Raw genomic sequence first — 23,126 nt, forward strand, 5'->3', positions numbered from 1 at the left:
GCCCCGGGCCCGGGACCCGCCAGGACCCGCCGTTTCGCGGCCATACGCGCCCGCGCCCGCCTTTGCCGTCGGCAGCTCGTGAAACCCGCCCGAAGAGGGGATCACAACCGCCGGGGGCTCACCCTTACGATGGATGCCATGACAGCCACGCCAGCCCGCCGCGTCCGCCGCGTTCTCCTCGCAGCCCCCCGTGGCTACTGCGCGGGGGTGGACCGTGCGGTGATCGCCGTCGAGAAGGCCCTCGAACAGTACGGCGCCCCGGTGTACGTACGCCATGAGATCGTCCACAACAAGTACGTGGTCCAGACCCTGGAGAAGAAGGGCGCCGTCTTCGTCGAGCGCACCGACGAGGTCCCCGAGGGCTCCATCGTCATGTTCTCGGCGCACGGCGTGGCGCCCGTGGTGCACGAGGAGGCGGCCGCCCGCGGCCTCGCCACCATCGACGCGACCTGCCCGCTCGTGACCAAGGTGCACCGGGAGGCCGTGCGCTACGCGAAGGAGGACTTCGACATCCTCCTGATCGGCCACGAGGGCCACGAGGAGGTCATCGGCACCTCGGGCGAGGCCCCCGAGCACATCACCCTCGTCGACGGCCCCGAGGAGGCGGCGCAGGTCGAGGTCCGCGACCCCTCGAAGGTGGTCTGGCTCTCCCAGACGACGCTGTCCGTGGACGAGACCATGGAGACCGTCGGCGCCCTCAAGGAGAAGTTCCCGCAGCTCCTCTCGCCGCCGAGCGACGACATCTGCTACGCCACGCAGAACCGCCAGATCGCGGTGAAGCAGATGGGCGCGGAGGCCGACCTGGTCATCGTCGTCGGCTCACGCAACTCCTCCAACTCCAAGCGGCTCGTCGAGGTCGCCCTCCAGGCGGGCGCGCGCACCGCGCACCTCGTCGACTACGCGTCAGAGATCGACGAGAGCTGGCTCGAAGGGGTCGCCACGGTCGGCGTCACCTCGGGCGCCTCCGTGCCGGACGTCCTGGTCGAGGGCGTCCTGGAGTGGCTGTCCGAGCGCGGCTTCGAGGACGTGGAGATCGTGAAGACGGCCGAGGAGTCGATCACGTTCTCGCTCCCGAAGGAGCTGCGCCGCGACCTGCGCGCCGAGGCCGACCAGCGGCAGGCCGAGGCGCGCGAGCGGCCGGCGGCCGAGAGCGCCTGACCCGCCCGGCGCGACCCCGTGTGACGGGGGTCGTACGGTAAGGACATGCAGATCTTCGGTGTGGACATCGGCGGTTCCGGCATCAAGGGCGCGCCCGTGGACCTCGACCGCGGGGACCTGGCGGCCGACCGCCACAAGGTACTGACCCCGCGTCCGGCCAAGCCCGACACGGTGGCCGACGGCGTACGGGACGTCGTGGAGCACTTCGGCTGGAAGGGTCCCGTCGGCATCACCTTCCCCGGCGTGGTGACCGCGGGCAGCACCGTGCGCACGGCGGCGAACGTCGACAAGAGCTGGGTCGACACCGACGCCAGGGAGCTGCTCGGCGAGCGCCTCGGCGGCCTGCCGGTCACGGTGGTGAACGACGCGGACGCGGCGGGCGTCGCCGAGATCGAGTTCGGCGCGGGCAAGGGCCGCGGCGGCACGGTGATCCTGCTGACGTTCGGCACCGGCATCGGCAGCGCCCTCTTCGTCGACGGCAGGCTGGTCCCCAACACCGAACTCGGCCACCTGGAGCTGCACGGCCACGACGCCGAGAAGCACGCCTCGTCGAAGGCCAAGGAGGACCACGACCTGAGCTGGGAGCACTGGGCCCGCCGGGTCCAGAAGTACCTGGCGCACGTGGAAATGCTGTTCTCGCCCGAGCTGTTCATCATCGGCGGCGGCGTGAGCCGCAAGGCCGAGAAGTTCGTCCCGCTGATCAAGGGCATCAGGGCGGAGATCGTCCCGGCCCAGCTCCAGAACAACGCGGGCATCGTCGGCGCGGCCATGCGGGCGGCCCAACGCCGCTAGCCGACGGAGGCCCGCAGGCTCCTGCCCAGCGGGCCCCTTCGCCGCCGCTCAGCCACCGACCGCCGACCACAGGCCCTGCGAGCCCACCGCCCCCGGCTCGGGGGCCCCGGCCCCGGGGTTGCTGACCTGAGGGCCCCGATCCGCCGCCCCCGTCAGCCCATCCGTCCCCCGCCCGCGCTTCTGAGCGCCGGCTCCGCGTAGCCCCGTGGCCGGGGAGCGCGGGGCGCGGCGGCGCGGGCGGCGAACCGGCGGCGCATCAGCCGCACCTTCCGCACGGTGGCGATCACCCCGGCGATGAGCGTGCCACCGTAGAGCCAGCCCGCGTGCAGGGCGAGCGAGGTGAAAAGGCCGATCATCTCGCCGCCGAAGCCCCCGGTGCCACCGCAGATCGGCAGCACCCCCACCGCGAAACCGATCGGCACCGTCACGGGCGCGGCCACCAGGTCCGCGCCCCGCACCCAGAGCGCGCTGAGCGCCGCCACCGGCAGGAACACCACCCCGTACACCACGGGCGAACTGCCCAGTACGAGGCGGTCGGCGCAGGCGACGAGGAGCATCACGGCCGCGCAGAAGAGCCCGCCGCCGAGCCCGGTAAGACGCGGGTTGGGGGCCCCCTTCAGCGCCCGTACCACCCGGGAGACATACGGGGCGACCGGCGAGACCCGGGGCCGCGCGGCGCCGGGCGGGGGCCCTGAGGGGCGCCGCGGCCGGGCCTCGGCCTCGGGCCTGCGGAGGCGCGGCGACGTGGTGCTCGGGAGCGGGGGGAGTGCCGCCGGCCTCGGCGGGCCGCCCTGCGGCGGCAGCGGTGCGGTCCGGCGCGGGCGGGTCTGTGGGGGACGCGTCCTGGGATGATCCACGGGAACAACTTAGGTGCGATGATGTGCCGAACCACTCGTTGGACACGCCGTTTGGTCTTCCTTGGCCCTGCGTTCGACCAAAGGGGCCGTGCCGTGTTCGAACCGGCGGCGCCCGCCCACGGCCGGGAGGGGCGCGCCACGCCGTAGACTGGTGGATCGGCCGACGCCCGCGCGCCGGCCCCGCACGGCCCCTCATCCGGCCAAGGCCGGCCCATCCTGCCACCCCAGACATCCGGGAAGTCGCAACGTGTCGCTCACGATCGGAATCGTCGGTCTGCCCAATGTCGGCAAGTCGACCCTGTTCAACGCCCTGACCAAGAACGACGTGCTGGCGGCCAACTACCCGTTCGCCACGATCGAGCCCAACATCGGCGTGGTCGGCGTCCCCGACCCCCGGCTGGGGAAGCTCGCCGAGCTGTTCTCGTCGCAGCGGGTGCTGCCTGCCACGGTCGACTTCGTCGACATCGCGGGCATCGTGCGGGGCGCGAGCGAGAACGAGGGCCTGGGCAACAAGTTCCTCGCGAACATCCGCGAGTCCGACGCGATCTGCCAGGTCATCCGCGCGTTCAAGGACGAGAACGTCGTCCACGTGGACGGCCGGGTGTCCCCGAAGGACGACATCGAGACGATCAACACCGAGCTGATCCTCGCCGACCTCCAGACCATCGAGAAGGTGCTGCCGAGGCTCCAGAAGGAGTCCCGGGTGAAGAAGGACCTCCAGGCGCAGGTGCGGGCGGTCGAGGAGGCGAAGGAGATCCTGGACGCGGGCCAGACCCTGTTCGCCGCGGGCATCGCCCAGGGCACGGAGCGCGCCGAGCCGCTGCACGACCTGCACCTGCTGACGACGAAGCCGTTCCTCTACGTCTTCAACGTCGACGAGGACGAGCTGGTCGACGAGGCGTTCAAGGACGAGCAGCGCGCCCTGGTCGCCCCCGCCGAGGCCATCTTCCTGAACGCCAAGCTGGAGTCCGACCTCGCCGAACTCGACGACGACGAGGCCCTTGAACTCCTCCAGTCCGTCGGCCAGGAGGAGCCGGGCCTCGTCACCCTGGCCCGCGTCGGCTTCGACACCCTCGGCCTCCAGACCTATCTGACGGCGGGCCCCAAGGAGGCGAGGGCCTGGACCATCAAGAAGGGCGCCACGGCCCCCCAGGCCGCCGGAGTCATCCACACGGACTTCCAGAAGGGCTTCATCAAGGCGGAGGTCATCTCCTACGACGACCTGATCACCACAGGCTCAGTACCCGAAGCCCGAGCAGCGGGCAAGGCCCGCATGGAGGGCAAGGACTATGTGATGCGGGACGGGGATGTGGTGGAGTTCCGGTTTAACGTGTAGCCGCTGAGATATCACCACGTCGTCGATCTGGCAAACATGCAGTTCAGAGAGGGTCCGACTCTTCGGAGTCGGGCCCTTAGTGTTTTCCCGTGCTGGGATGGTGCTGGGATGAGATGGAGATGCTCGTGCTGGGTCTCAGACAGTGAGCCTTTTCCAACCTGATGGCGCTGGTCGGGTGTTGGACGGATCTATGGAACACGAAGCTCCTGGTTGACGGTTTCGCGACCAAGATCCGCTGTCTGCCAGGAGCTTCGTGTGCTTGTCTATCCGTCGTCGATCGACCTGTCCCGTCGCACCCTGCGGTACCTGACCGGACGACTCGCTGTGCGGTGAGGGGGGGATCGGGACCCGGTGGCGGCGCCTGACCACCGGCCGTCAGGCTCTCCTCGCCCTGGCCCAAGCTGCTCGCCGACGATGAGCAGGTGGTGGCTCTGATCACTGAGGCGCGCTCACGTGGCATGGAGGTCGTGACCAGCTCACTTGCCATCATCGAGGCCGTCCACGCCCGCACGAACAAGGCCCGCCTGAACTGGGTGCTCTCCGGACTGCGCGTAGTTCCGGTGGGCGACGAGGAAGCGAGGGCAGCCTCGAAGCTGCTCATGGACGCCGGTCTGCATGGGCATAACTACGCGATCGACGCAGCGGTCGCCGAGGCCGCCCTGCGACAGCACCGCCCGGTGGTCATGTTGACCTCCGATATCGACGACATGGTTAAGCTCTGCGGCGATCGGGTCCGGCTCGTGGCGGTCTGATTTCTGCGGTCGGGAGTGGTCCAGCGGACTCTTGGGGCGGTCTTGCCCCAGAGGTCTGGCGCACCGTTGTTCAGGCCGTACCACCGTCACCTCCGTCCTGCTCGATCGCCTTCGCGGTCACCGCCCCCGCAAGGGGACCCAGCCCGGCGCCCACCGCACCGGTCGCCGCTCCCAGCGCTCTGCTGCTGCCCGGCTCACTGACTACACCCCGGGCGACAGTGCAGTATCCGGCCAAGGCCCGGACAACGGTGACGCGGAGGAAGCGGAGCAACGCGAGGCGGAGCCGGACGGACCTCCACCCGAGGTGGGCACCAAGGTCCTGGACGTGATTGACCTGGCGGCCGTTACCCGATGGGTGGCCGGGCAACTCGGCGTCGCCGCAGCCCTCACACCCAACGCGATCCGTATCAAGAGCTATCAGGTCGCGGCCCGGCATGCGGACGAGGCGGGCGGTGACATCTTCTCCACAGCTTCTACGCCGACGATCTGGAACGAGTGGCCGGTGTACTCAAGGCCGGCCAGGCTGGCACTGGGGGCAGACGCCTGCGGTGCGATCGCCGCACGCCTGGGACGGCGCAGCAACCGCTCAGATTTCGTCCGGCGCTTCTGGTGGGGTGAGCGGTCCAAGGGCAGCGGCGGGCCAAGGCCGGAAGCGAGCGGGGACCGCCCGCTCCTGGGCCTCCAGAAGATTCTGCACAAAACATCGCCCGTGCAGCCGGCGGGATCGGGGCCACGCCGCTGCGGCGAGCTCTGGGGCTGCTCTCCATCGGCACCGGGCCGCCCTCACCGACAAACCCGTTCCAGTCATGGCGGCCTCGCGCAGTGGCAATCCGGTCCGGACTTCGTGGATGAGCCGCTCGGCCCCCGGATGCCCTGCTGTCGGCCCCAGCACCAACTTGGGTGGTCCCAAGGAGAGAGTGGGTCACCTTGCGATTTCCAGCCTTGACCAGTCGTATTCGCAAGTAGAAAGATCCAATTAAGTCACTGGCGCGGTGCTTGAGAAGCCGCTCGGGGGCGTCCCGGTGCCGTGGCCACCCGGGAAGCCTGCCAACGTGCGCCGGGACGTCGTGACCCGTTTTCGACCGCCGCCGACCTGGCAACGATGCGCCTTGGCGCGCCCTGAAAGGGCTTGACGTAATGAGAAGAATCCGACGTGCGCTGGCGCCCGTTCTGGGCCTTGGACTCGCCGCAACGCTGGCGAGCGCCTGTAGCGGCGTCGGCGGAGGCGGCAGCGGAAAGTGGCCCGCATCGACGATGCAGTTGATCATCGCGACCTCGCCCGGGGGATCACAGGACACCATTATCGGCCCGTTCCTCCCCGTCCTTCAGAAGCAGCTCGGAACCAAGATCAACGTGCAGTACCGGCCGGGGGCCGGACTCGCGGTCGGCCTGGCGCTTGCGCACCGCGCCACCCCGGACTGCAACACCCTCGTCGGGATCGTCACCCCGCAGATCCAGTTCTCCTACCTGACCCAGAAGAACGTCGACTACACCTACGACGACTTCCGCTCCCTGGGCGGCCTCGCGGTCGACCCGGCCATCCTCGTCGTACGCAAGGACTCGCCCTGGAAGACGCTCGCCGAGTTCATCGACTACGCCAAGCGGCACCCGGGCAAGGTCAAGGTCGGGATCTCCCAGTACACCTCGAACTACTACCCGTCGCTTGTCGAGTTGGAGGAGAGGACGGGGGCGCGGTTCAACATCGTCTCGTACGACGGCGGCGGCCCCGCCCGCAAGGCGCTGCTCGCCGGTGAGGTCGACGCCTCGGAGAACGGCATCTACAACGGTGCGAGCATCCGCTCGCGCACCACCACGCTGGCGCTCTCCTGGGACAGGAACAACTGGGCGAAGCAGATCGGCGACGTCCCGACGTTCTCGAAGGCGCTGGGCGGCAGCTTCCCGGTCAACGAGTCGTTCACCACTCTCGGCGTGCCCGCCGGCTGCGCCAAGGAGAACCCCGAGCGGTTCAAGAAGCTCCAGGACGCCTTCGCCGCGGCGAGGTCGAGCACGGCCTATCACACGGTCCTCAAGAAGAGCGACTCGCTCGGGCAGTTGCAGACCGACTCCCCGTCCGCCTTCGACAACAAGGTCGACGCGTCCATCCCGCAGCTCAAGTCCGTCATCGCGAAGTACCCCGAGCTGCAACCCAAGTGACGTGCCGCCGACCACGAACCGGACACCGGCCATGACCCTGATCCGCAAGACGCTCTTCCCCGCGCTCTGCGTCGTGCTCGCCCTCGTCTACGGACACAGCATCCGCGGCCTTCGGGGCACCGCGCTCGCCTATCCCGCGATCGTCGCGGGAGCCGTCCTGGTCCTCGCCGTCGTCGACCTGGCCGCCGAACTCGTCCGCAGGCGGGCGGCGCCGCCCGATGACGGGCGCGGGCCCGACGACGAGTCCGACCGTACGCCGTCGGGCCACGAGGACGGCGTGCTCGTACGGGCGCGGACGCACTGGCGCTCGATCGCGCTCGTCCTCGCGCTCGCCGGGTACGCCGGAGTGATGCAGGTGCTCGGTTTCTACACCTCGACGGCGGTTTTCCTCCTCGCCGGCTTCCTGCTCCTGCGGGTGCCGGTGGCGAGAGCGGCGGTCACCACCGTCTGCTGCCTGCCGGTGATGTACGTGGTCTTCACGGTGCTCTTCGACGTCAGCACCCTGCCGCGCGGGCTGGTGATCTGAGATGGCCGACGTCTCCGCGGGGCTGAGCGACCTGTTCACCCTCTCCAGCCTTCTCTTCGTCGTCCTCGGCCTGCTGGCCGGCTTCGGCGCCGGCCTGCTCCCCGGGTTCAGCGCCTCGAACGCCGCCGCGCTGGTGCTCGGGCTGACCCTGACGATGTCGCCGACGAACGCCCTCATCTTCATGGGCGGGATCTACGCGGGCGACACCTTCTCGGGCTCCGTCCCCGCGATCCTCCTCAACATCCCCGGCACGCCGGGCGCGGCCGCCACGGCGTTCGACGGCTATCCGCTCGCCCAGCAGGGGAAGTCCTCCCTGGCGATCGCGATCTCGCGGACCGGGTCGGCGGCCGGGGGCGTCCTGGCGGCGGCAGCGGTCGTCGTCGTGATCCACCCGCTCAGCCAGCTCGCGCTGAAGATCGGCTCACGCGAGATGTGCATCGTGCTGCTCTTCGGTCTCATGGTCATCGCCACGGTCATCGGCAGCAGCGTCGTCAAGGGCCTGCTCGCCGCGTCCACCGGCATGCTGTTCGGCGCCGTGGGCCTCGATCCGGTCAGCGGTGCCAGCCGGATGACCTTCAGCCTGCTCCCGCTCGCGGACGGCATCCCGCTGCCCACCATCATCGTCGGGCTCTTCGCCGTCGCCGGGATGGTCGCCCTGTCCGCCACGGTCGGGACCGGCGGCCGGTCGCGTCGGCGTGCCGACCCGGCCGACGCCGACACCGCGTCCGCCGACCGCTCGTTCACGGGCGTCGTCCGCGCCGGTGTCGCCGCTCTCCGGAGCGAGGTCGGCGAGGCCGGGCACGGCATGCGGCTGGCGGTCTCGTACCCCTGGGTGATCGTCAGGTCGGCGGTCATCGGCCTGGTCATCGGCATCGCCCCGGGTGCCGGCACCGCGGTGTCGAGCTTCGTCGGGTACGCCCGCGCCAAGAGCACGTCCAAGCACCCCGAGCTGTTCGGCAAGGGCTCGCCCGAGGGGATCGTCGCCTCCGAGGCGGCCGACACCTCGGTGACGGCGGGGGCGCTCGTACCCACGCTCGCGCTGGGCATCCCGGGCAGCGCGACCGCCGCGGTGATGCTCAGCGCCCTCTACCTGCACGGCCTGACCCCGGGACCGACGCTGATCCGCGACAACGGCCCCTTCGTCTACACGGTGCTCTTCGGCCTGCTCCTGTGCTGCCTGCTCATCCTCCCGCTCGGCATCCTGCTGGCGATCCCGATGCGCTCGGTGGTCCGCGTCCGTCCCGGGCTGCTGGTCCCGCCCATCCTGGTCCTCGGCCTGGTCGGCGCGTACGCGACCCGGAGCATGATGTTCGACCTGTTCCTCGTGGTCCTGTTCGGCCTCGTGGGCCTGGCGATGCGCGCGGGCGGCTACCCCTTCGTACCCATGATCCTCGGCCTCGTCCTCGGCCCGCTGATGGAGTCGAACCTCGACCGCGCCCTTCGGCTCGGCGACAACCAGGTCTCGTACTTCTTCGGCTCGACCACGGCCGTCGTCCTGTGGTGCGTGCTCGCCGCCGTGGTCGGCTACGCGTCGCTACGGGGCGTGCTGCTGCGGCGGCGCCCCGGCACCGCACCCGATCGCGCCACGACGGCCGACTGATCCCCGCATCCGACCAAGACCCGGCAGAAGAGGCGGACGTGCCCCAGAACCTCACCGAGAAGCTCATCGCCTCCCATGTGCTCTCCGACGAGGCGGCCACCGGAACGGAGATCGCGCTCCGGGTGGACCAGACCCTGATGCCGGACTCCGGCGGCCCGGCCGTGTGCGCCGCGCTTGAGGCGATGGCGGTGGAGCGGGTGGCGGTGCCGCTCGCCGTCCAGTACGTCGACCACAACCTGCTCCAGATCGGTCCTGACAACGCCTCCGACCACACCTACCTCCGCAAGGTCTGTGCCAAGCTCGGCATCTGGTTCTCCCGGCCGGGCAACGGCGTCAGCCACTGTGTCCACATGGCCAGGTTCGGCGTGCCGGGCGCCCTGCTCGCCGGGGCCGACAGCCACACGCCTTCGGCCGGCGGGCTCGGCATGCTGGCCATCGGCGTCGGCGGCCTCGACCTCGCCACGGTCCTGGCGGGCAGCCCGCTCTACCTCGACCGCCCACGGGTCTTCGGGGTCCGCGTCGAGGGCGCCCTGCCTGCCTGGGTGAGCGCCAAGGACGTCGTCCTGGAGCTGCTCCGCCGGCACGGTGTCGACGACCTGGCCGGCCAGGTCATCGAGTACTCGGGCCCCGGCCTCGCCTGTCTCTCCGCGATGGACCGGCACGTCATCGCCAACATGGGTACGGAGCTGGGGGCGCTCAGCTCGGTCTTCCCCTCCGACGCGCGGACCCGGCACTTCCTCGCCCTCCAGGGCCGTGCGGACGTCTGGGTCCCGCTGGCCGCCGACGAGGGAGCGACGTACGACGCCGGGAGCGAGGTCCTCGACCTGTCACGGCTCGAACCGCTCATCGCGCTTCCCGGGAGCCCCGCCCACGTCGTACCGGTCCGCGAGGTGACCGGCCGTCCCGTCGCCCAGGTGGTGATCGGCTCCTCCGCCAACTCCGGCCTGCGCGACTACATGGTCCCGGCGGCACTGGTCGCAGGCAGGGCCGCGGCGAGCGGAGTCTCCTTCGACGTGAACCCGTCGAGCCGACAGGCGGTCCTCAACATGACGAAGCTCGGCGGTGCCGGCGCGCTGCTCCAGGCCGGCGCCCGCATCCACCAGTCGGGGTGCCTCGGCTGCGTGGGAATCGGGCAGACGATGGAGCCGGGCCAGATCAGCCTGCGCACGATGCCGCGCAACTTCCCCGGACGCTCAGGGACCCCCGAGGACGCGGTCTACCTCTGCTCCCCGGAGACGGCCGCGGCCGCGGCGCTGACCGGTGTCATCACCGACCCCCGCGACCTTGAGGAGGACCTCGGCATCCGCTACCCGGCCTACGCCCCGCCGAGCGTCGAGGAGTACGTCGTCAGCACCGACTTTCTGGTGCCGCCCTCGGCGGAGGGGGCGCACGGAGCCCGGAGCCGCGCCGACCGGGCACCGATCTTCGACCCGATCCCGGCCTCCGTCACCTGCGAGGTGATCCTGCGCGTGGGCGATGACGTGTCGACCGACGAGATCCTCCCCGGGGGCGAGCGGACACTGTCGCTGCGCTCGAACCTCCCGGCGATCAGCCGCTACCTCTTCTCCCGCACCGATCCGACGTACGTCGAGCGGGCCGAGGCGCTTGCCGGTGTCGACGGCCACGTGATCATCGGCGGCCGGAACTACGGCCAGGGCTCCAGCCGCGAGCAGGCCGCCGCCGGCGCGCGCCTCATGGGCCTCCGCTTCGCGCTGGCGCTGAGCTACTCCCGCACGCATCGTAAAAACCTCGTGAACTATGGCGTCCTCCCGCTCCGCGTCGCGGACCCGGCGGTCCTCGGGGCGATCCCGGTCGGCGCCCGCATCCGGATCGACGGCGTACGGACGGCGCTGGCCGCCGGCGAACAACGGCTGACCGCCCGGATCGAGGGCGGAGACAGCTTCGAGGTCCTCGCCGACCTCAGCCCCCGCGAACGGCGCTCGGTGCTCGGCGGCGGACTGCTCAACACCGCCCTGGGGAGGGGTGCTTCAGGAGCCGCCCGGACAGTGCTCCGCCCGGCTCGGCCCGAGGCGTAGGAGCAGCCGGGAGGCCGGGGCCGACTCATGGGCCGACGGAGGCGACGCCGCCGAGTGTCCCGCGTATGCCACCCGTCGCCGGTGCCCCCTGCGACCGTCACGGCGCCATGTGCACGCGGTCTGGGCAGGCGTCCGGGGCCGGGCCGAGGCGGGCGGCGGTGTCCTGCCGGACGGGTACGGTTGCATCGCCCGGCCGCGTGGCGGTCTGACGAGGGACCACGTGTCGGCGAAGGGAGGCCACCGCGATGGCGCTCCGGAGCCGGATGCCCAGCCTCGACAGCCTTGAGGTACTGGTGGCCGTGGCCCGCTGGGGCAGTCTGTCGGGCGCCGCGCGCGAGCGCGGCGTGACCGAGCAGGCGATCTCGTCGCGGGTCAGATCGCTGGAGTCCCAGACAGGGCTTCCCCTGGTGGTCCGCGGACGGCTCGGCACCACTCTCACGCCGGACGGGACCGAGGTCCTCGGCTTCGCGCACGCCCTGCTCGCCGCGGCCCGCGACATGGACGACAGACTCGCCGAGCTGCGCAACGACCGTCGGCGCAGACTCCGCGTCAGCGCCAGCTTCACCATCGCGGAGCATCTGCTGCCGCAGTGGCTCGCCGCGTTGCAGCAGGACGCGCGGGAGCGTGGGGTCGCGCCGCTCGACATCCACTTCGACAGCTCGAACTGGACCACGGTGATCGACCGCGTGGTCTCCGGGCAGACCGATCTCGGCTTCGTCGGGGGGCCGAGCATCCCCGAGGGCGTCCGGTCGCGCGTCGTGGCCGCCGACGAGCTGATGCTGGTCGTCGTCGCCGACCACCCGTGGGCCCGCACCGGCCGCCGCCTTGACGCGACCGACCTGCTGCGGGCCCCGCTCGTCGCGCGCGAGGAGGGCTCGGGTCAATGGGCCACCCTCAAGGTGACCCTCGCCGCAACCCTGGGCGACGAAGCGCGCCCGGCCGAGCCGACGATGGTGCTCCCCACCACCGCAGCGGTCCTGGCCGCGGTCCGATCGGGCGCGGGGCCGGCCATCCTCAGCTCGCTCGCGGTCGATGCGGATCTCAGGGACGGCAGACTGCACCGCATCCCGATCGACGGCATCGACCTGCGGCGCAGCCTGCGCGCGGTCTGGCTCGGCCCCAAGGTGCCGCCGTCGGGCGCGGTCCGTGACTTCCTGACCTTCGTCACCTCGCAAGCGGCGGCCCGTCGGCGATAGCGGCCGGGCCGTGGCCGTTTCCGTCTGGTCGGCCCTCCCTCGTAAGAATTTTTGAAGCGGCGACCAATCCGGATGGGTGTTCGCGCCGGATACCCCACGTAGGCCGTTTCCGCCCAGGGAAGGCGCCCACGCCAGTCCGAAGGGGATGCATCATCGTGGCTGTACACCGCACCGCCCGCCTCACCACCCTCATCGCCGTGCCCGCCGCTCTCGTCCTGTGCGGCACGGCGCCGTCGATCGCCGCCGACAATGCGAAGGCGGCCGACGCCGGGCATACGTATCAGATCAACTTGGACCCGCTCAACAACTCGGGAGCCAAAGGCGCGGCCCTGCTCAGCATCAAGGGCACCAAGCTGACGGTGAAGATCGACGCGAGTGGACTCGTGCCCGGACAGCCCCACGCACAGCACATTCACGGCTCGACCGACGGGCACGACTTCCACTGCCCGGACGCGAGTGCGGACAAGGACCATGACGGCATCGTCACGACCGCCGAGGGCATTCCCATGTACGGGGACATCAACATCTCCCTGACCACCAAGGGGGACACGTCCAAGGACAGCGGCTTGGCCGTCGACCGGATGCCGGTGGCCGACAAGGACGGGAAGCTGTCGTACTCACGCACCCTCACCGTCTCGCAGGACGTCGCCGACCACATCAAGGATCTGCACCTGGTGCAACACGGCATCGACCCGAACTCCAACGACAAGTACGACTTCGGCAAGGGCAAGAGTGAACTCGACCCGAAGCTCCCACAAGAGGCCACGGCGCCGGCGGACTGCGGCATGGTCAAGGGCGCGGCGGTAGGTTCGATGCCGGTCGGCGGCGTCGAGACCGGGAGCGGCAGCACCAGCGGCGTCGAGTCGCCCGGGCTACTGGCGGGAGGCGGCGCGGCGCTGCTCGGAGCCGCTGCCTTGCTTGCCGTGTGGCGCCGCAGTCGGCCCGCGGTCGTCAACCCGCGAGGCGACTCCCGTACGAACCGGCAGAGCTGACGGCCCGTGGCACGGGCACCCGAGCGGCTGGACGGCTCCGGGCGCGATCATCCCCGTCGGCGTTGGGCTCTTCTCGCCGCCGCGGCCGTGCTCGTAGTCGTGGGTGGGCTCCTCCTGGCCCGTGGAGTGGCCGTGCAGAAGCCCGCCCCACCCGCCGACGCCGGGGGACGACAAGCACGGCACGCGGAGCCCACCCCGACCGCCTCGGGCGCTCCGTCCTCCTCCGGTTCCACCGGCGACGGTGGGGGCACGGCGCGGACGGCGGCCCCGGCCTTGCCCGCGTCGCGTCCGCAGCGAGTCTCCATCCCCGCCCTTCACGTGTCGGCGCCGCTCGAAGCACTGGATACCGACGGGCACGATGCCATGACGACGCCGCGAACTCCGTCGGACGCGGGCTGGTACCGCCCCGGCCCGACACCCGGCGAGACCGGGCCCGCGGTGATCGCGGGACACGTCACATGGAACGGGGCCCCGGCCGTGTTCTTCGACCTCGCCAAGCTGGTCCGGGGCGACACGGTGTCGGTACAGCGGCGGGACGGGCGTACTGCCCGGTTCACGGTGGACCGGGTCGCCACGTACGAGAAGCAGACGTTCCCCACCGTCGAGGTCTACAGGAACCTCGACTACCCGGGGCTTCGCCTCATCACCTGCGGAGGTCGCTACTCGGCGGCCGATCACCGCTACGCCTCCAACGTGGTCGTCTACGCCACTCTCTCCGACGAGCCGTGACACGGCTCATGCCCCCATCCGTCGGCCCACGCTCCGCCGAGTCGCGGGCGGCGCCCATGTTCCGCGAACGCACGGCCCCAGAGGGCCGGTGGAGAAAATCATGAACGAGGACATAGGACGGTCGTCCGACGACGACAGACCCCACCGCGTGGCCGCAAGGGCGGCCTCCCTCAGGGGCGGGAGAGAGACACCGAGCCGAAGTGCCGCGCTTTCGGACGGCAACGCGTTCCTTGAACTGAGGGTCTTCGACGCAGTCCGGCCCCCGTGCTCCGCCCCACCCGCCGCTTCCGACGGGCCGTGGAGAGCAACCCGCCCAGGCACGCGGCCAGAACCGGAAGCTCCCGTCGGACCAGCCGCCGATGCCGACAACGGGTGTGCCGAAGACGCGGACAAGGGCGACGGAGGGGGAGTTCCCCTGCATGGGGCTCCTCTGGACGGGGCGGCAAGCACACAAGGCGACGTCTCCCGGAAACCCGTCTTCGTCGACGACTCGGGCCGACGCGGCCTCCGGCTGCGAAGGATCGGCTGGGGGGCTGTCGCAGGGTGTGTCGCTGCCGCCGCGGCCATGGCGTTCACCGTGATGGGAGGGGACGCCCGCGCGCCCTGGAATCTCCCCGGCCTCTCCGAGGACGACCGAGGCTCAGGCGACAGCCGAGGACCCGAACACCCTGCGCCCACGAACACCGGGGCAGCAGCTCACGCTGCCACGCCTCGCCCTTCGTCCCCCGTCACGGCCCCGACCCACGACGTCGCTTCGGGCCCGGCAACCTCTACCGGGGCATCGCGGTCCCCTTCTGGCGCGCCGACACGGGGCACCGCGGCAGATGCGGCCGAGCAGCCCACTGAGGCGCCGCATGGTGCCGAAGGCACGCCGGGAGCTGACGAACCGGCCACGACACCCCCTGCGACGAAGGGGCCCGAACCGCACTCACCTCCGTCACCTGGCGAACCGGAACCGTCGGTCCCACCCGGCGGCGGCCTCCTGGGCGACCTGCTCGGTGGTCTGCTCGGTGGCCGTTGACACACGTTGCACCCGCGCGACAGGCGTCCGTGGACGCTCTGCCTGCCTTCTACGCGAGATGCTGTGGCCGGGCCCTGCGATTACTCCTCGGCCGGCCTCGTCGCACCTTGACAGGCAGGCGAGTTGGTTCAGTCAGCCAGCACCTTGAACTCCTGGAGGCCGCGCATCTCGTCACCTCGGAGCGGGACGGCCGACGCAAGCTTCACGCCGGGTAGGCGACCGGGTCCCTGATCTGGTCCTACAGGAGCGGCCCGATCCCGGGCGCTGTCCTCGATGTCCCCGGGGCAGTAGTTGTCGGGCAGCGGCGTCGCGCGCCGTCCCGTCACCAGGTCCTGCCTGTCGAGCCGAGTACCCGCAGCGAGTGGATTCGCGGAATGGCACTGCGATCCGGGAATTGCGTGCTGCGTTCGCGGGATCGGTCGCCGCTCACCGGTCAACGGTCAACGGTGGAGAACCCGTCCCGCCGCGGCGCGGATGGTGTCGGCGAGTGCGGTGGGGGCGGTGAGGTGGGCTATGTGGCCCTGGCCCGGGAGGGTGAGGGTGTGGGCGTTCGGCAGGGTTGCCGCCAGATCTGCCACGCGTTCACGGAGGTGGGCGGGGCTGAGGTCGCCCTCGATCAGGGTCGTCGGGGTGGCGAGCGTACCGAAGCGGTCGACTCCGACGCCGAGCGCGTCGATCGCCTCGTTGTCCGCGATCTGTGCCGCCGCGTTCGCGGCCAGCGCCGCTCGTGCGTGCTCGTCGGCGAACATCGCGTCGACCATGGTCGCGGGCATGCGCACGATGTCCCGCATATGTATCCGCATCGCCTCGACCGGGTCGCCCCCGTCGAGCGCGGCGCGGGCACGTGCGCCCGCCGCCCCGGCCGTCAACTCCCTGGTGGGCATGGGAGGTTCGTAGAGGACCAGTCCCGCGAACGGGGACGGGTCCAGCAGGGCGGCCTCCAGGGCGGCGACGGCGCCCGAGGAGTGCCCCACGAGCAGCACGGGCCGCTCAAGGAGGGCCGCGACGGCGACGATGTCGGCCGCCTCGACGGCCATCGAGTGGGGCAGCGCGACCTCAGCTCCGGGAACGTAGATCCGCCGTTGGAGCCTGACGACGCGGAAGTCGCAGGTGAGGTGGCCCGCGACACCGTCCCAGGCCGTCGCGTCCCCGCCGCCCGGGTGGACCACCAGCAGGTTCGGCCCCGTTCCCTCGTCGAGGGCGGTGACGGTACGGCCGTCGTCGGACGGTGCGAGAAGCTCAGCCATGACCACCAGCCTGTACCGCTACGCCTACATCGCGCCGACAGAACGCTGACATCCCCTGCCGCCGCCGGTGGCCGACGGCCACGACGCCGCACCGGGCGAACAGTGGGTGTCGGCGTCGGGTCGAGCCGGTGCCCCGGAGGCGGTCGCGCGCGTCCGGCGGAGGACGTACGGGACTGTCTAGCGGTCGGCGGGTGTGGGGCGGGGCCTGCCCGGGAGGAGGGCGAGGGCGGCGAGGGCGGCGACGGTGAGGAGGACGGCGGCGATGAGGAAGGCGCGGGCGTAGCCGGAGGTGGCCGCGGCGAGGCCGGTCGGCTCGGTGTGGTGGCGGGTGACGTTGGTGGCGACCGTGACGAGTACCGCGAGGCCGATGCTGCCGCCGCCCTGGCGGGCGGTGTTGAGCAGGCCCGAGGCGAGTCCGGCCTCGGCGTGCGCGACCCCCGTGGTGGCCGCGGCGGTATTGGTCACCATGCACATGCCGAGGCCGACAGAGGTGACCAGGGAGGGCCCGAGGATGTCGCTGGTGAAGCTGCCCTGGGAGCTGACCTGGCCGAACCAGCCCATCCCGACCGCGCCGAGCACCAGGCCGGTGATCAGCGGCGCCCTGGGCCCGGTGCGGGACATGAGCCTGCCCGCGACGACGGTCCCGGCGACCACCCCGAGGCTGAAGGGCACGAAGGCCAGCCCCGTCTTGAGGGGGCTGTAGTGCAGCACCCCCTGGAGGTAGAGGGAGGCGAAGTAGAAGGCGGCGAACTGGCCGCACGCGATGAGGAAGACGACCAGGCAGGCGACGGAGAGCGAGCGGGCCCGCAGTATCCCGAGGCGTACGAGGGGCGCCGCCACCCGCCGTTCGACCAGGAGGAACGCGCCCGCGAGCAGTACCGCAGCGGCGAGGCCGCCGAGGGTCTGGGGCGAGCCCCAGGCGTAGGTGTCGGTGCGCACCACCGTGTACACGAGGGCGGTCATGGCGGCGGTGGCGAGGATCGCCCCGGCCGCGTCGAGACGTGTCCGCCGTGCGGTGCCCGCGCCGGGGATGCATACGGCGGCGAGCGCGATGGCGACCACGGCGATGGGGACGTTGACGAACAGCACCCACCGCCAGTTCAGGTACTCGGTGAGCACCCCGCCCAGCAGGACCCCCACGGCGCCGCCCGCGCCCGCGACCGCCCCCCAGATGGCGAGGGCGCGGTGGCGGGCCGGCCCCTCGGCGAAGGTCGTGGTGATCACGGTCAGGCTCACGGGCAGCAGTACGGCGCCCGAGACCCCCTGCACCGCGCGGGCGGCGATCAACTCGCCCTGGTTCTGGGCGAGTCCGCCGAGCAGTGAGGTCAGTGCGAACAGGCCGAGACCGGCCACCGCGGCGCGGCGCTGTCCGACGAGGTCGGCGAGGCGCCCGCCGAGCAGCAGCAGGCCGCCGAAGGTGAGGGTGTACGCGTTCACCACCCATTGCAGGGCGTTGGGGCTGAAGCCGAGGTCGGTGCGGATGGCGGGCAGCGCCACGTTCACCACCGAGATGTCGATCACCACCATGAGCTGGCACAGGCACACCACCGCCAGCACGAGCCCGGACCGCGGCGGCGCCGCCCCGGCCACGGCCCCGCTCTCCTTGCCCACCGCTCCCTGACTGGTCCCGGCCATGGCAGCCCCTTTCCCCGTTGGTGTCCACCGCGCGCGGTACGGGTCCGGCGGGCGCGGTGGATGATTAGGTTAGGCTAACCTAATTTCCGAGCCGCCAGCGAGGTGCGGCCGGTGTTGCGGCATCGTAATAAAGAACGGAAATCATTTTCAATGCCGGAGGGTGTGGGCCGTGGTGGGAGACTGCGGGAATGAGTACGGAGCAGCGCGCGATCCTCGTCGTCGGTATCGGGGCGGGTGACCCGGAGCAACTGACGCTCCAGGCCGTCAGGGCCCTCGGCCGCACGGACGTCTTCTTCATCGTCGGCAAGGGGCGGGACAAGGCGTCCCTCACCGATCTGCGGCACCGGATGATCGAGGAGCACGCGCGGGGCCCGTACCGCGTCGTCGAGGTGGCGGACCCGAGCCGGGACCGCCGTCCCATGAACCGCTCCGAGTACACCGCCGCCGTCGAGGACTGGCGCGGGCGCCGCGCCGACGCCTTCGAACGGCTCATGACCGAGGAGTTGGCGCCCGGCGGGACGGGGGCCTTCCTCGTGTGGGGCGACCCCTCCCTGTACGACAGCACGCTCGGCATCCTCGCCGCCATCGAGGAGCGCGGCGCCGTCCCGTTCACCGTGGAGGTGGTCCCCGGCATCAGCAGCGTCTCGACGCTCGCCGCCCGGCACCGCATCCCGCTGAACCGCGTCGGGCGCCCCGTCCACATCACCCCGGCCCGCCGCATGGCCGACGTGGCGGCCCAGGACGGCGACGGCGACATCGTCGTCATGCTCGACGCGCACGAGTCCTTCACCCGGGTCGGGGGCGAGGACGTGTGGATCTACTGGGGCGCCTACCTCGGCACGCCGGACGAACTGCTCGTCGCGGGCCCGCTGCACGAGGTCGCCGACCGCATCAGGCGGGTCAGGGCCGAGGCCAGGGCCCGGCATGGGTGGATCATGGACACCTATCTGCTGCGCGGCGCGGAGCCGCCGACCGGGGCGGATGGGGCGGCCGGGGCGGATGGGGCGGCCGGGGCCGCCGGGCCCGTCACCGCCTGACCCGGCGCTTTCGGCCGGTGGATTTACCGGAAAGCCCGTCTGTAGAATGCCGCCGGACCCGCGGTGCAGGGAAGCCGGTGTGATTCCGGCACGGTCCCGCCACTGTGACCGGGGAGCACGCTGTCGAGCAGGACGCCACTGACGAGCGAGATGTCGGGAAGGCGGACGGCGCGCGCTGAACCGGGAGTCAGGATACCGGCCGCGGGAAGTTCCGTGTTGTCCACGAGGATGGAGCTGACACGCATGGCACCGCCGCGCCGCACGCACTCCCCACTCCCCGGCCCCCGCCGTCCGCACCCGGGCCGAAGGCCCCTCCCGTCCCCCGCCGCCGTCGGCTGACGGCGTCTTCGCCCGTTCGCGCCCCCGCGCGCGAACTGACCTACCGCACCGGCGGGGAGCCGTCATGACCACAGACGAGTACGAGTACGACTACGAGACGATCTTCGTGGAGCGCGAGGGCCGCACCGCCCTGCTCACCCTCAACAGGCCGCGGGTGCTCAACGCCCTGAACCTCCAGCTCATGAACGAGGTGGTCGCCGCCTGCGAGGCACTTGACCGCGATCCGGAGTGCGGTTGCCTGGTGCTCACCGGGTGGGCGAGGGCGTTCGCCACCGGTGCCGAGACCGAGGAGAGGCAGCCGCGCGGCTGTCCTGACACGTATCGCGACGACTGGTTCGCGGCCTGGGACCGGCTGGGCCGGCTGCGCACTCCCACCGTGGCGGCCGTCGCCGGGTATGCGCTGGGCGGCGGCTGCGAACTCGCCCTGCTGTGCGACATTCTGCTCGCCGCCGACACCGCGGTCTTCGGCCGTCCCGAGATCGGGCTCGGGGCGGTCCCGGGCATCGGGGGCTCCCAGCGGCTGGCGCGGGCGGTCGGCAAGGCGAAGGCCATGGAGATGTGCCTGACGGGACGCACCATGGACGCGGAGGAGGCCGAGCGCGCGGGTCTCGTCTCCCGGGTGGTGCCCGCGGACGACCTGCTCACGGAGGCGCTCGCGGTCGCCGGGACGGTGGCGGAGCTGCCGCTGCCGGTCGCGATGCTGGCCAAGGAGGTCGTCGGCCGCGCCTTCGAGACCACCCTCGCCGAGGGCGTCCGCTTCGAACGGCGCCTGTTCCACGAGGCGTTCGCCACCGAGGACCAGAAGGAGGGGATGACCGCCCTCGCCGAGAGGGGCCCGGCGGAGTTCGGACACCGCTGAGGTGACGGCGGGCGCCGGGAGTGGGGACGAGGCCGTGCCGTCGGTGGCGAATTCGCCCTAGACGGTGGTCAGTTCGGCGGGAGGGGGAACGGAAGCGCTTCGCCGTCCGCCACCGGCGCACCCGCCTCCACACCGTGCAGGAGCCGGGCCAGGATCTCCGCCCCGCGGACCACCCTGGGGCCGGGGCGGTTGAAGTGGGCGGGCCCGTCGAGCACCCAGACCCGGCCGGCCCGTACCGCGGGCAGGTCCGCCCAGCCCGCCAGGCGCGTCAGCAACTCCGTTTCGCGCAACGTCCGTTCGGGAGGAAAGCCGCACGGCATGACGAGGACCGCGTCCGGCCGCGCCTCCCGTAGCGTCTCCCAGGCCATCGCCGCGGTGTGCTCCCCGGGCGCCGCGAGCAGGGGGCTGCCCCCGGCGGCCGTGATCTGGTCGGGGACCCAGTGCCCGGCGGGCCGCAGCGGATCGAGCCATTCGATCGCCGCGGTACGGGGCCGCTCCCGCCCCCCGACCGCGTCCCGCACCCGGTCGAGCCGCGCCCGCAGCTCCTCCCGGCGCCGCTCGGCCCGTTCGCGGACGCCGAGCAGTTCGCCGACGGTGACGAGGCAGTCGAGCACGTCGTCGAGGGTGCGCGGCTCCAGGCTGAGGACCCGGGTGTCCGCGTCGAGCAGCCGCACGGTCCCGCTGACCCTCTCGTACGACACCGCGCACACCTCGCACAGGTCCTGGGTGAGCACCACGTCGGGCCGCAGCGCGGCCAGGGCCTCGGCGTCGAGGGTGTACAGGGACGAGCCGGAGTGCTCGGCCCCGCCCACCGCCAGGGAGATCTCCCGGCTGGTGAGGACGTCCGCGTCGAGGTCCGCCCCGGTCACCACGGGCACGCCCGCCACCTCCCGCGGCGGCCAGTCACACTCGTGCGTACGCCCGACCAGCCGCCCGGACAGCCCCAGCTCGGCGACGATGTCGGTGGCGGCGGGCAACAGAGAGACGATACGCATAACGCGACCCTAAGGTCTCCCACCCGGCCCCGCGGACTGCGTCCTCACCCCGTGTCCGCCGCCGTTCCGTCGGGCTTCGGGGTGGGGTGGGGGGTGCTGGGTTTCCCGGGGTGGGGGGTGGTGGCGCCGGTTTCGGGGACGTAGCGGACCAGGAGGAGTACGACGACTGCCGCCGAGACCGCCGTGAACAGGAAGGACGAGGCGTAGCCGAGCTGCGCCGCGAGGACGGCGAAGAGCAGGGGGCTCAGGGTCTGGCCGCCCTGGCCCGTGAACCGCCACAGGCCGAGGAACATGCCGCGGCCCTCCGCCGGGGCCACGTCCGCGCCGACCGTCTGGATGGAACCGCCCGTCAGCGCCTGCGCGACCACCCCGATCAGGAAGAGGACCACGTACCAGGCGAGGGACAGGTGGAAGAGCGCGGAGGCGGCCAGCGCGCACATGGCGAGCGTCACGCCCGTGAAGCCGGGGACCATCGTGCGCTTGCGCCCGTAACGGTCCATCAGCCAGCCGCTGATGAAGCCGATGGGGAGGGTGAGCGCCGCGGCAGCGGTCGAGAGGTAGCCGATCTGGGCCGGGCCCAGGTGGTAGGCGAACGCCGCGTACAGATGCAGCAGATCGGCCTGGAGCGGGCCGCGGGTGAGGCCCGCGAACAGGGCGACGCCGAAGTAGACGAGCCGCGGGAGCACGATACGGCGCAGCGCGGCCAGCCGCTCCCGGGGCGCCCGCGGTACCCGGCCGCGCACCCGGCGCGGTGTGTCCTGCGCGTACCGGTACGCGGGCAGCAGCGCCACGAGCGCGAGCGCGCCGTAGATGACGAACGGGGCCCGCGCGCCGCTGCCGCTCGCGAGGAAGCCGCCGACCAGGGGGCCCGCGAGCTTGCCCGAGTTGTTCATCCCGAACAGCCAACTGACCTCGCGCCCCCTGCGGCCCGCCGCCGCCCCGTGCGAGATCGCCGCGAGCCGCGCCATCAGCCACATCTGCGCCGCGGCCCCGTCGAAGAACCGCAGCGCGAGCAGGACGCCGAAGGAGTGCGTGCCCACCACGGCGAAGGCCATGAGCGCGGTGAGGATCGGGCCCCCGAGCAGGACGGCACGGCGCCCGAAGCGGTCGATGAGCCAGCCGGAGGGCACGGTGCCCGCGAGGCTGCCGAGGACGAACGCGGTGACGACACCGCTCGCGGCGCCGAAGCCGACACCGAAGGACTTGGCGAGCGTCGGCACCGCGGGCACCGCGATGCCCGCGCCGAGCGAGAGGACGAACGCGGGCAGATAGGTGGAGAGAATCGCCTCCCGGGTGAGAACGCCGTCACGCGTCTTGTCCGCCCCGGACCGCGGCATTCAGTCCCCCCTGGTGTCGAACCCCTTCATGACTCCCGCAACACAGTCGCAACAGCAATGACCACCCAGAAAATATTTATACCATTGGGCCTCCGGCGGGGGCAGGTGGTGCGCGGCGGGGTACGCGACAATCCCCCCATGCTGAGAATCGGTTCCGTAGTGCTGGGTGTCTCGGATGTGCCGCGGGCGGCCAGGTTCTGGATGGGTGCGTTGGGATACGTTCCGCGGGACGGGATGGACGACGACTGGGTCGTGCTCGTGCCGTCGGAGGGGGCCGGGGCGCAGGTGGCGCTCATGCGCAGTGGGACGCCGGTCCAGGAGCGTCCGCGGGTCCATCTGGACCTCTACGCCGGGGACGCGGCCGACCAGGCCGCCGAGGTCGAGCGGCTGGTGGCCCTGGGCGCCGGCCGGGTCGACTGGGACCTGTACCCCGACGACGCGGACTTCGTCGTGCTCGCCGACCCCGACGGCAACCGCTTCTGCGTCATCGACACCGGCAACCACTGACGGCGACCGCCTGCGCGCCCC

The 23,126-nt window shown here is 71.6% G+C and carries 19 protein-coding genes, 1 pseudogene and 1 riboswitch; of the genes and pseudogenes, 15 read left to right on the forward strand and 5 right to left on the reverse strand.

All coding sequences use genetic code 11. The annotated features are described in order from the left end of the window. Positions 1–129 precede the first annotated feature (129 nt). Both ACIBIW_RS12515 and ppgK read left to right on the forward strand, forming a co-directional pair. The gene (locus ACIBIW_RS12515; RefSeq protein ID WP_399334987.1) at positions 130–1,158 is read left to right on the forward strand and encodes a 4-hydroxy-3-methylbut-2-enyl diphosphate reductase; all 1,029 of its coding nucleotides are present in this window, start codon (positions 130–132) and stop codon (positions 1,156–1,158) included. Between the two features lie 45 nt (positions 1,159–1,203). Then, complete coding sequence (gene ppgK / locus ACIBIW_RS12520; RefSeq protein WP_399334989.1) at positions 1,204–1,950, forward strand: polyphosphate--glucose phosphotransferase; 747 nt, start codon at positions 1,204–1,206, stop codon at positions 1,948–1,950. A gap of 152 nt (positions 1,951–2,102) precedes the next feature. Here the strand turns inward: ppgK and ACIBIW_RS12525 are convergent, their stop codons facing one another. Then, positions 2,103–2,807, reverse strand: coding sequence for a DUF6542 domain-containing protein (locus ACIBIW_RS12525; RefSeq protein WP_399334991.1), 705 nt, complete (start codon positions 2,805–2,807; stop codon positions 2,103–2,105). A 247-nt stretch (positions 2,808–3,054) separates the two neighbouring features. Here ACIBIW_RS12525 and ychF point away from each other — a divergent pair, with 247 nt between their 5' ends. The 10 genes and pseudogenes from ychF to ACIBIW_RS12575 all read left to right on the forward strand — a co-directional run bounded on the left by ychF (position 3,055) and on the right by ACIBIW_RS12575 (position 14,128). Further along, positions 3,055–4,143: a redox-regulated ATPase YchF gene (gene ychF, locus ACIBIW_RS12530; RefSeq protein WP_399334993.1), complete on the forward strand. Its 1,089-nt coding sequence runs from the start codon at positions 3,055–3,057 to the stop codon at positions 4,141–4,143. Positions 4,144–4,398: 255 nt separating this feature from the next. Further along, positions 4,399–4,540: pseudogene (locus ACIBIW_RS12535) on the forward strand (IS5/IS1182 family transposase); the annotation flags it as partial. A 61-nt stretch (positions 4,541–4,601) separates the two neighbouring features. Continuing rightward, positions 4,602–4,895, forward strand: a complete 294-nt coding sequence (locus tag ACIBIW_RS12540; RefSeq protein ID WP_399335840.1) for a DNA-binding protein — start codon at positions 4,602–4,604, stop codon at positions 4,893–4,895. A 1,254-nt stretch (positions 4,896–6,149) separates the two neighbouring features. Then, positions 6,150–7,049 (forward strand): tripartite tricarboxylate transporter substrate binding protein, encoded by a 900-nt coding sequence (locus ACIBIW_RS12545; RefSeq protein ID WP_399334995.1) that lies wholly within the window; start codon positions 6,150–6,152, stop codon positions 7,047–7,049. A gap of 1 nt (position 7,050) precedes the next feature. Next, complete coding sequence (locus ACIBIW_RS12550; protein ID WP_399334997.1) at positions 7,051–7,575, forward strand: tripartite tricarboxylate transporter TctB family protein; 525 nt, start codon at positions 7,051–7,053, stop codon at positions 7,573–7,575. A 1-nt stretch (position 7,576) separates the two neighbouring features. After that, positions 7,577–9,175 (forward strand): tripartite tricarboxylate transporter permease, encoded by a 1,599-nt coding sequence (locus ACIBIW_RS12555; RefSeq protein WP_399334999.1) that lies wholly within the window; start codon positions 7,577–7,579, stop codon positions 9,173–9,175. 38 nt (positions 9,176–9,213) lie between these two features. Continuing rightward, positions 9,214–11,211 carry an aconitate hydratase gene (locus ACIBIW_RS12560; protein WP_399335001.1) on the forward strand — a complete coding sequence of 666 codons (1,998 nt, stop codon included), beginning with the start codon at positions 9,214–9,216 and terminating at the stop codon, positions 11,209–11,211. Between the two features lie 245 nt (positions 11,212–11,456). Next, on the forward strand, positions 11,457–12,407 hold the full coding sequence (locus tag ACIBIW_RS12565; RefSeq protein ID WP_399335003.1) for a LysR family transcriptional regulator: 951 nt from the start codon (positions 11,457–11,459) through the stop codon (positions 12,405–12,407). A gap of 155 nt (positions 12,408–12,562) precedes the next feature. Then, positions 12,563–13,399, forward strand: coding sequence for a hypothetical protein (locus ACIBIW_RS12570; RefSeq protein ID WP_399335005.1), 837 nt, complete (start codon positions 12,563–12,565; stop codon positions 13,397–13,399). A gap of 132 nt (positions 13,400–13,531) precedes the next feature. After that, entirely contained in the window at positions 13,532–14,128 is a 597-nt protein-coding gene (locus ACIBIW_RS12575; RefSeq protein WP_399335007.1) for a class F sortase, read from the forward strand. 1,461 nt (positions 14,129–15,589) lie between these two features. Here ACIBIW_RS12575 and ACIBIW_RS12580 read toward each other — a convergent pair. Both ACIBIW_RS12580 and ACIBIW_RS12585 read right to left on the reverse strand, forming a co-directional pair. Beyond that, positions 15,590–16,396, reverse strand: coding sequence for an alpha/beta fold hydrolase (locus tag ACIBIW_RS12580; RefSeq protein WP_399335009.1), 807 nt, complete (start codon positions 16,394–16,396; stop codon positions 15,590–15,592). Positions 16,397–16,573: 177 nt separating this feature from the next. Beyond that, positions 16,574–18,031 (reverse strand): MFS transporter, encoded by a 1,458-nt coding sequence (locus ACIBIW_RS12585; protein WP_399335011.1) that lies wholly within the window; start codon positions 18,029–18,031, stop codon positions 16,574–16,576. Between the two features lie 188 nt (positions 18,032–18,219). Here ACIBIW_RS12585 and cobF point away from each other — a divergent pair, with 188 nt between their 5' ends. Further along, positions 18,220–19,068 carry a precorrin-6A synthase (deacetylating) gene (gene cobF, locus ACIBIW_RS12590; protein WP_399335013.1) on the forward strand — a complete coding sequence of 283 codons (849 nt, stop codon included), beginning with the start codon at positions 18,220–18,222 and terminating at the stop codon, positions 19,066–19,068. A gap of 68 nt (positions 19,069–19,136) precedes the next feature. Further along, a riboswitch (cobalamin riboswitch) is annotated at positions 19,137–19,265 on the forward strand. A 206-nt stretch (positions 19,266–19,471) separates the two neighbouring features. After that, positions 19,472–20,266, forward strand: a complete 795-nt coding sequence (locus ACIBIW_RS12595) for an enoyl-CoA hydratase-related protein (RefSeq protein ID WP_399335015.1) — start codon at positions 19,472–19,474, stop codon at positions 20,264–20,266. Between the two features lie 68 nt (positions 20,267–20,334). Here the strand turns inward: ACIBIW_RS12595 and ACIBIW_RS12600 are convergent, their stop codons facing one another. Then, positions 20,335–21,261, reverse strand: coding sequence for an ABC transporter substrate-binding protein (locus ACIBIW_RS12600; RefSeq protein WP_399335017.1), 927 nt, complete (start codon positions 21,259–21,261; stop codon positions 20,335–20,337). A gap of 44 nt (positions 21,262–21,305) precedes the next feature. Further along, on the reverse strand, positions 21,306–22,598 hold the full coding sequence (locus ACIBIW_RS12605; RefSeq protein WP_399335019.1) for an MFS transporter: 1,293 nt from the start codon (positions 22,596–22,598) through the stop codon (positions 21,306–21,308). Positions 22,599–22,736: 138 nt separating this feature from the next. On the opposite strand from ACIBIW_RS12605, the gene ACIBIW_RS12610 reads away from it, so the two are divergent. Further along, the gene (locus tag ACIBIW_RS12610; RefSeq protein WP_399335021.1) at positions 22,737–23,105 is read left to right on the forward strand and encodes a VOC family protein; all 369 of its coding nucleotides are present in this window, start codon (positions 22,737–22,739) and stop codon (positions 23,103–23,105) included. The last annotated feature ends 21 nt before the right edge of the window (positions 23,106–23,126 follow it).

It is taken from the genome of Streptomyces sp. NPDC050560 (assembly GCF_044457285.1).
GTDB lineage: Bacteria > Actinomycetota > Actinomycetes > Streptomycetales > Streptomycetaceae > Streptomyces.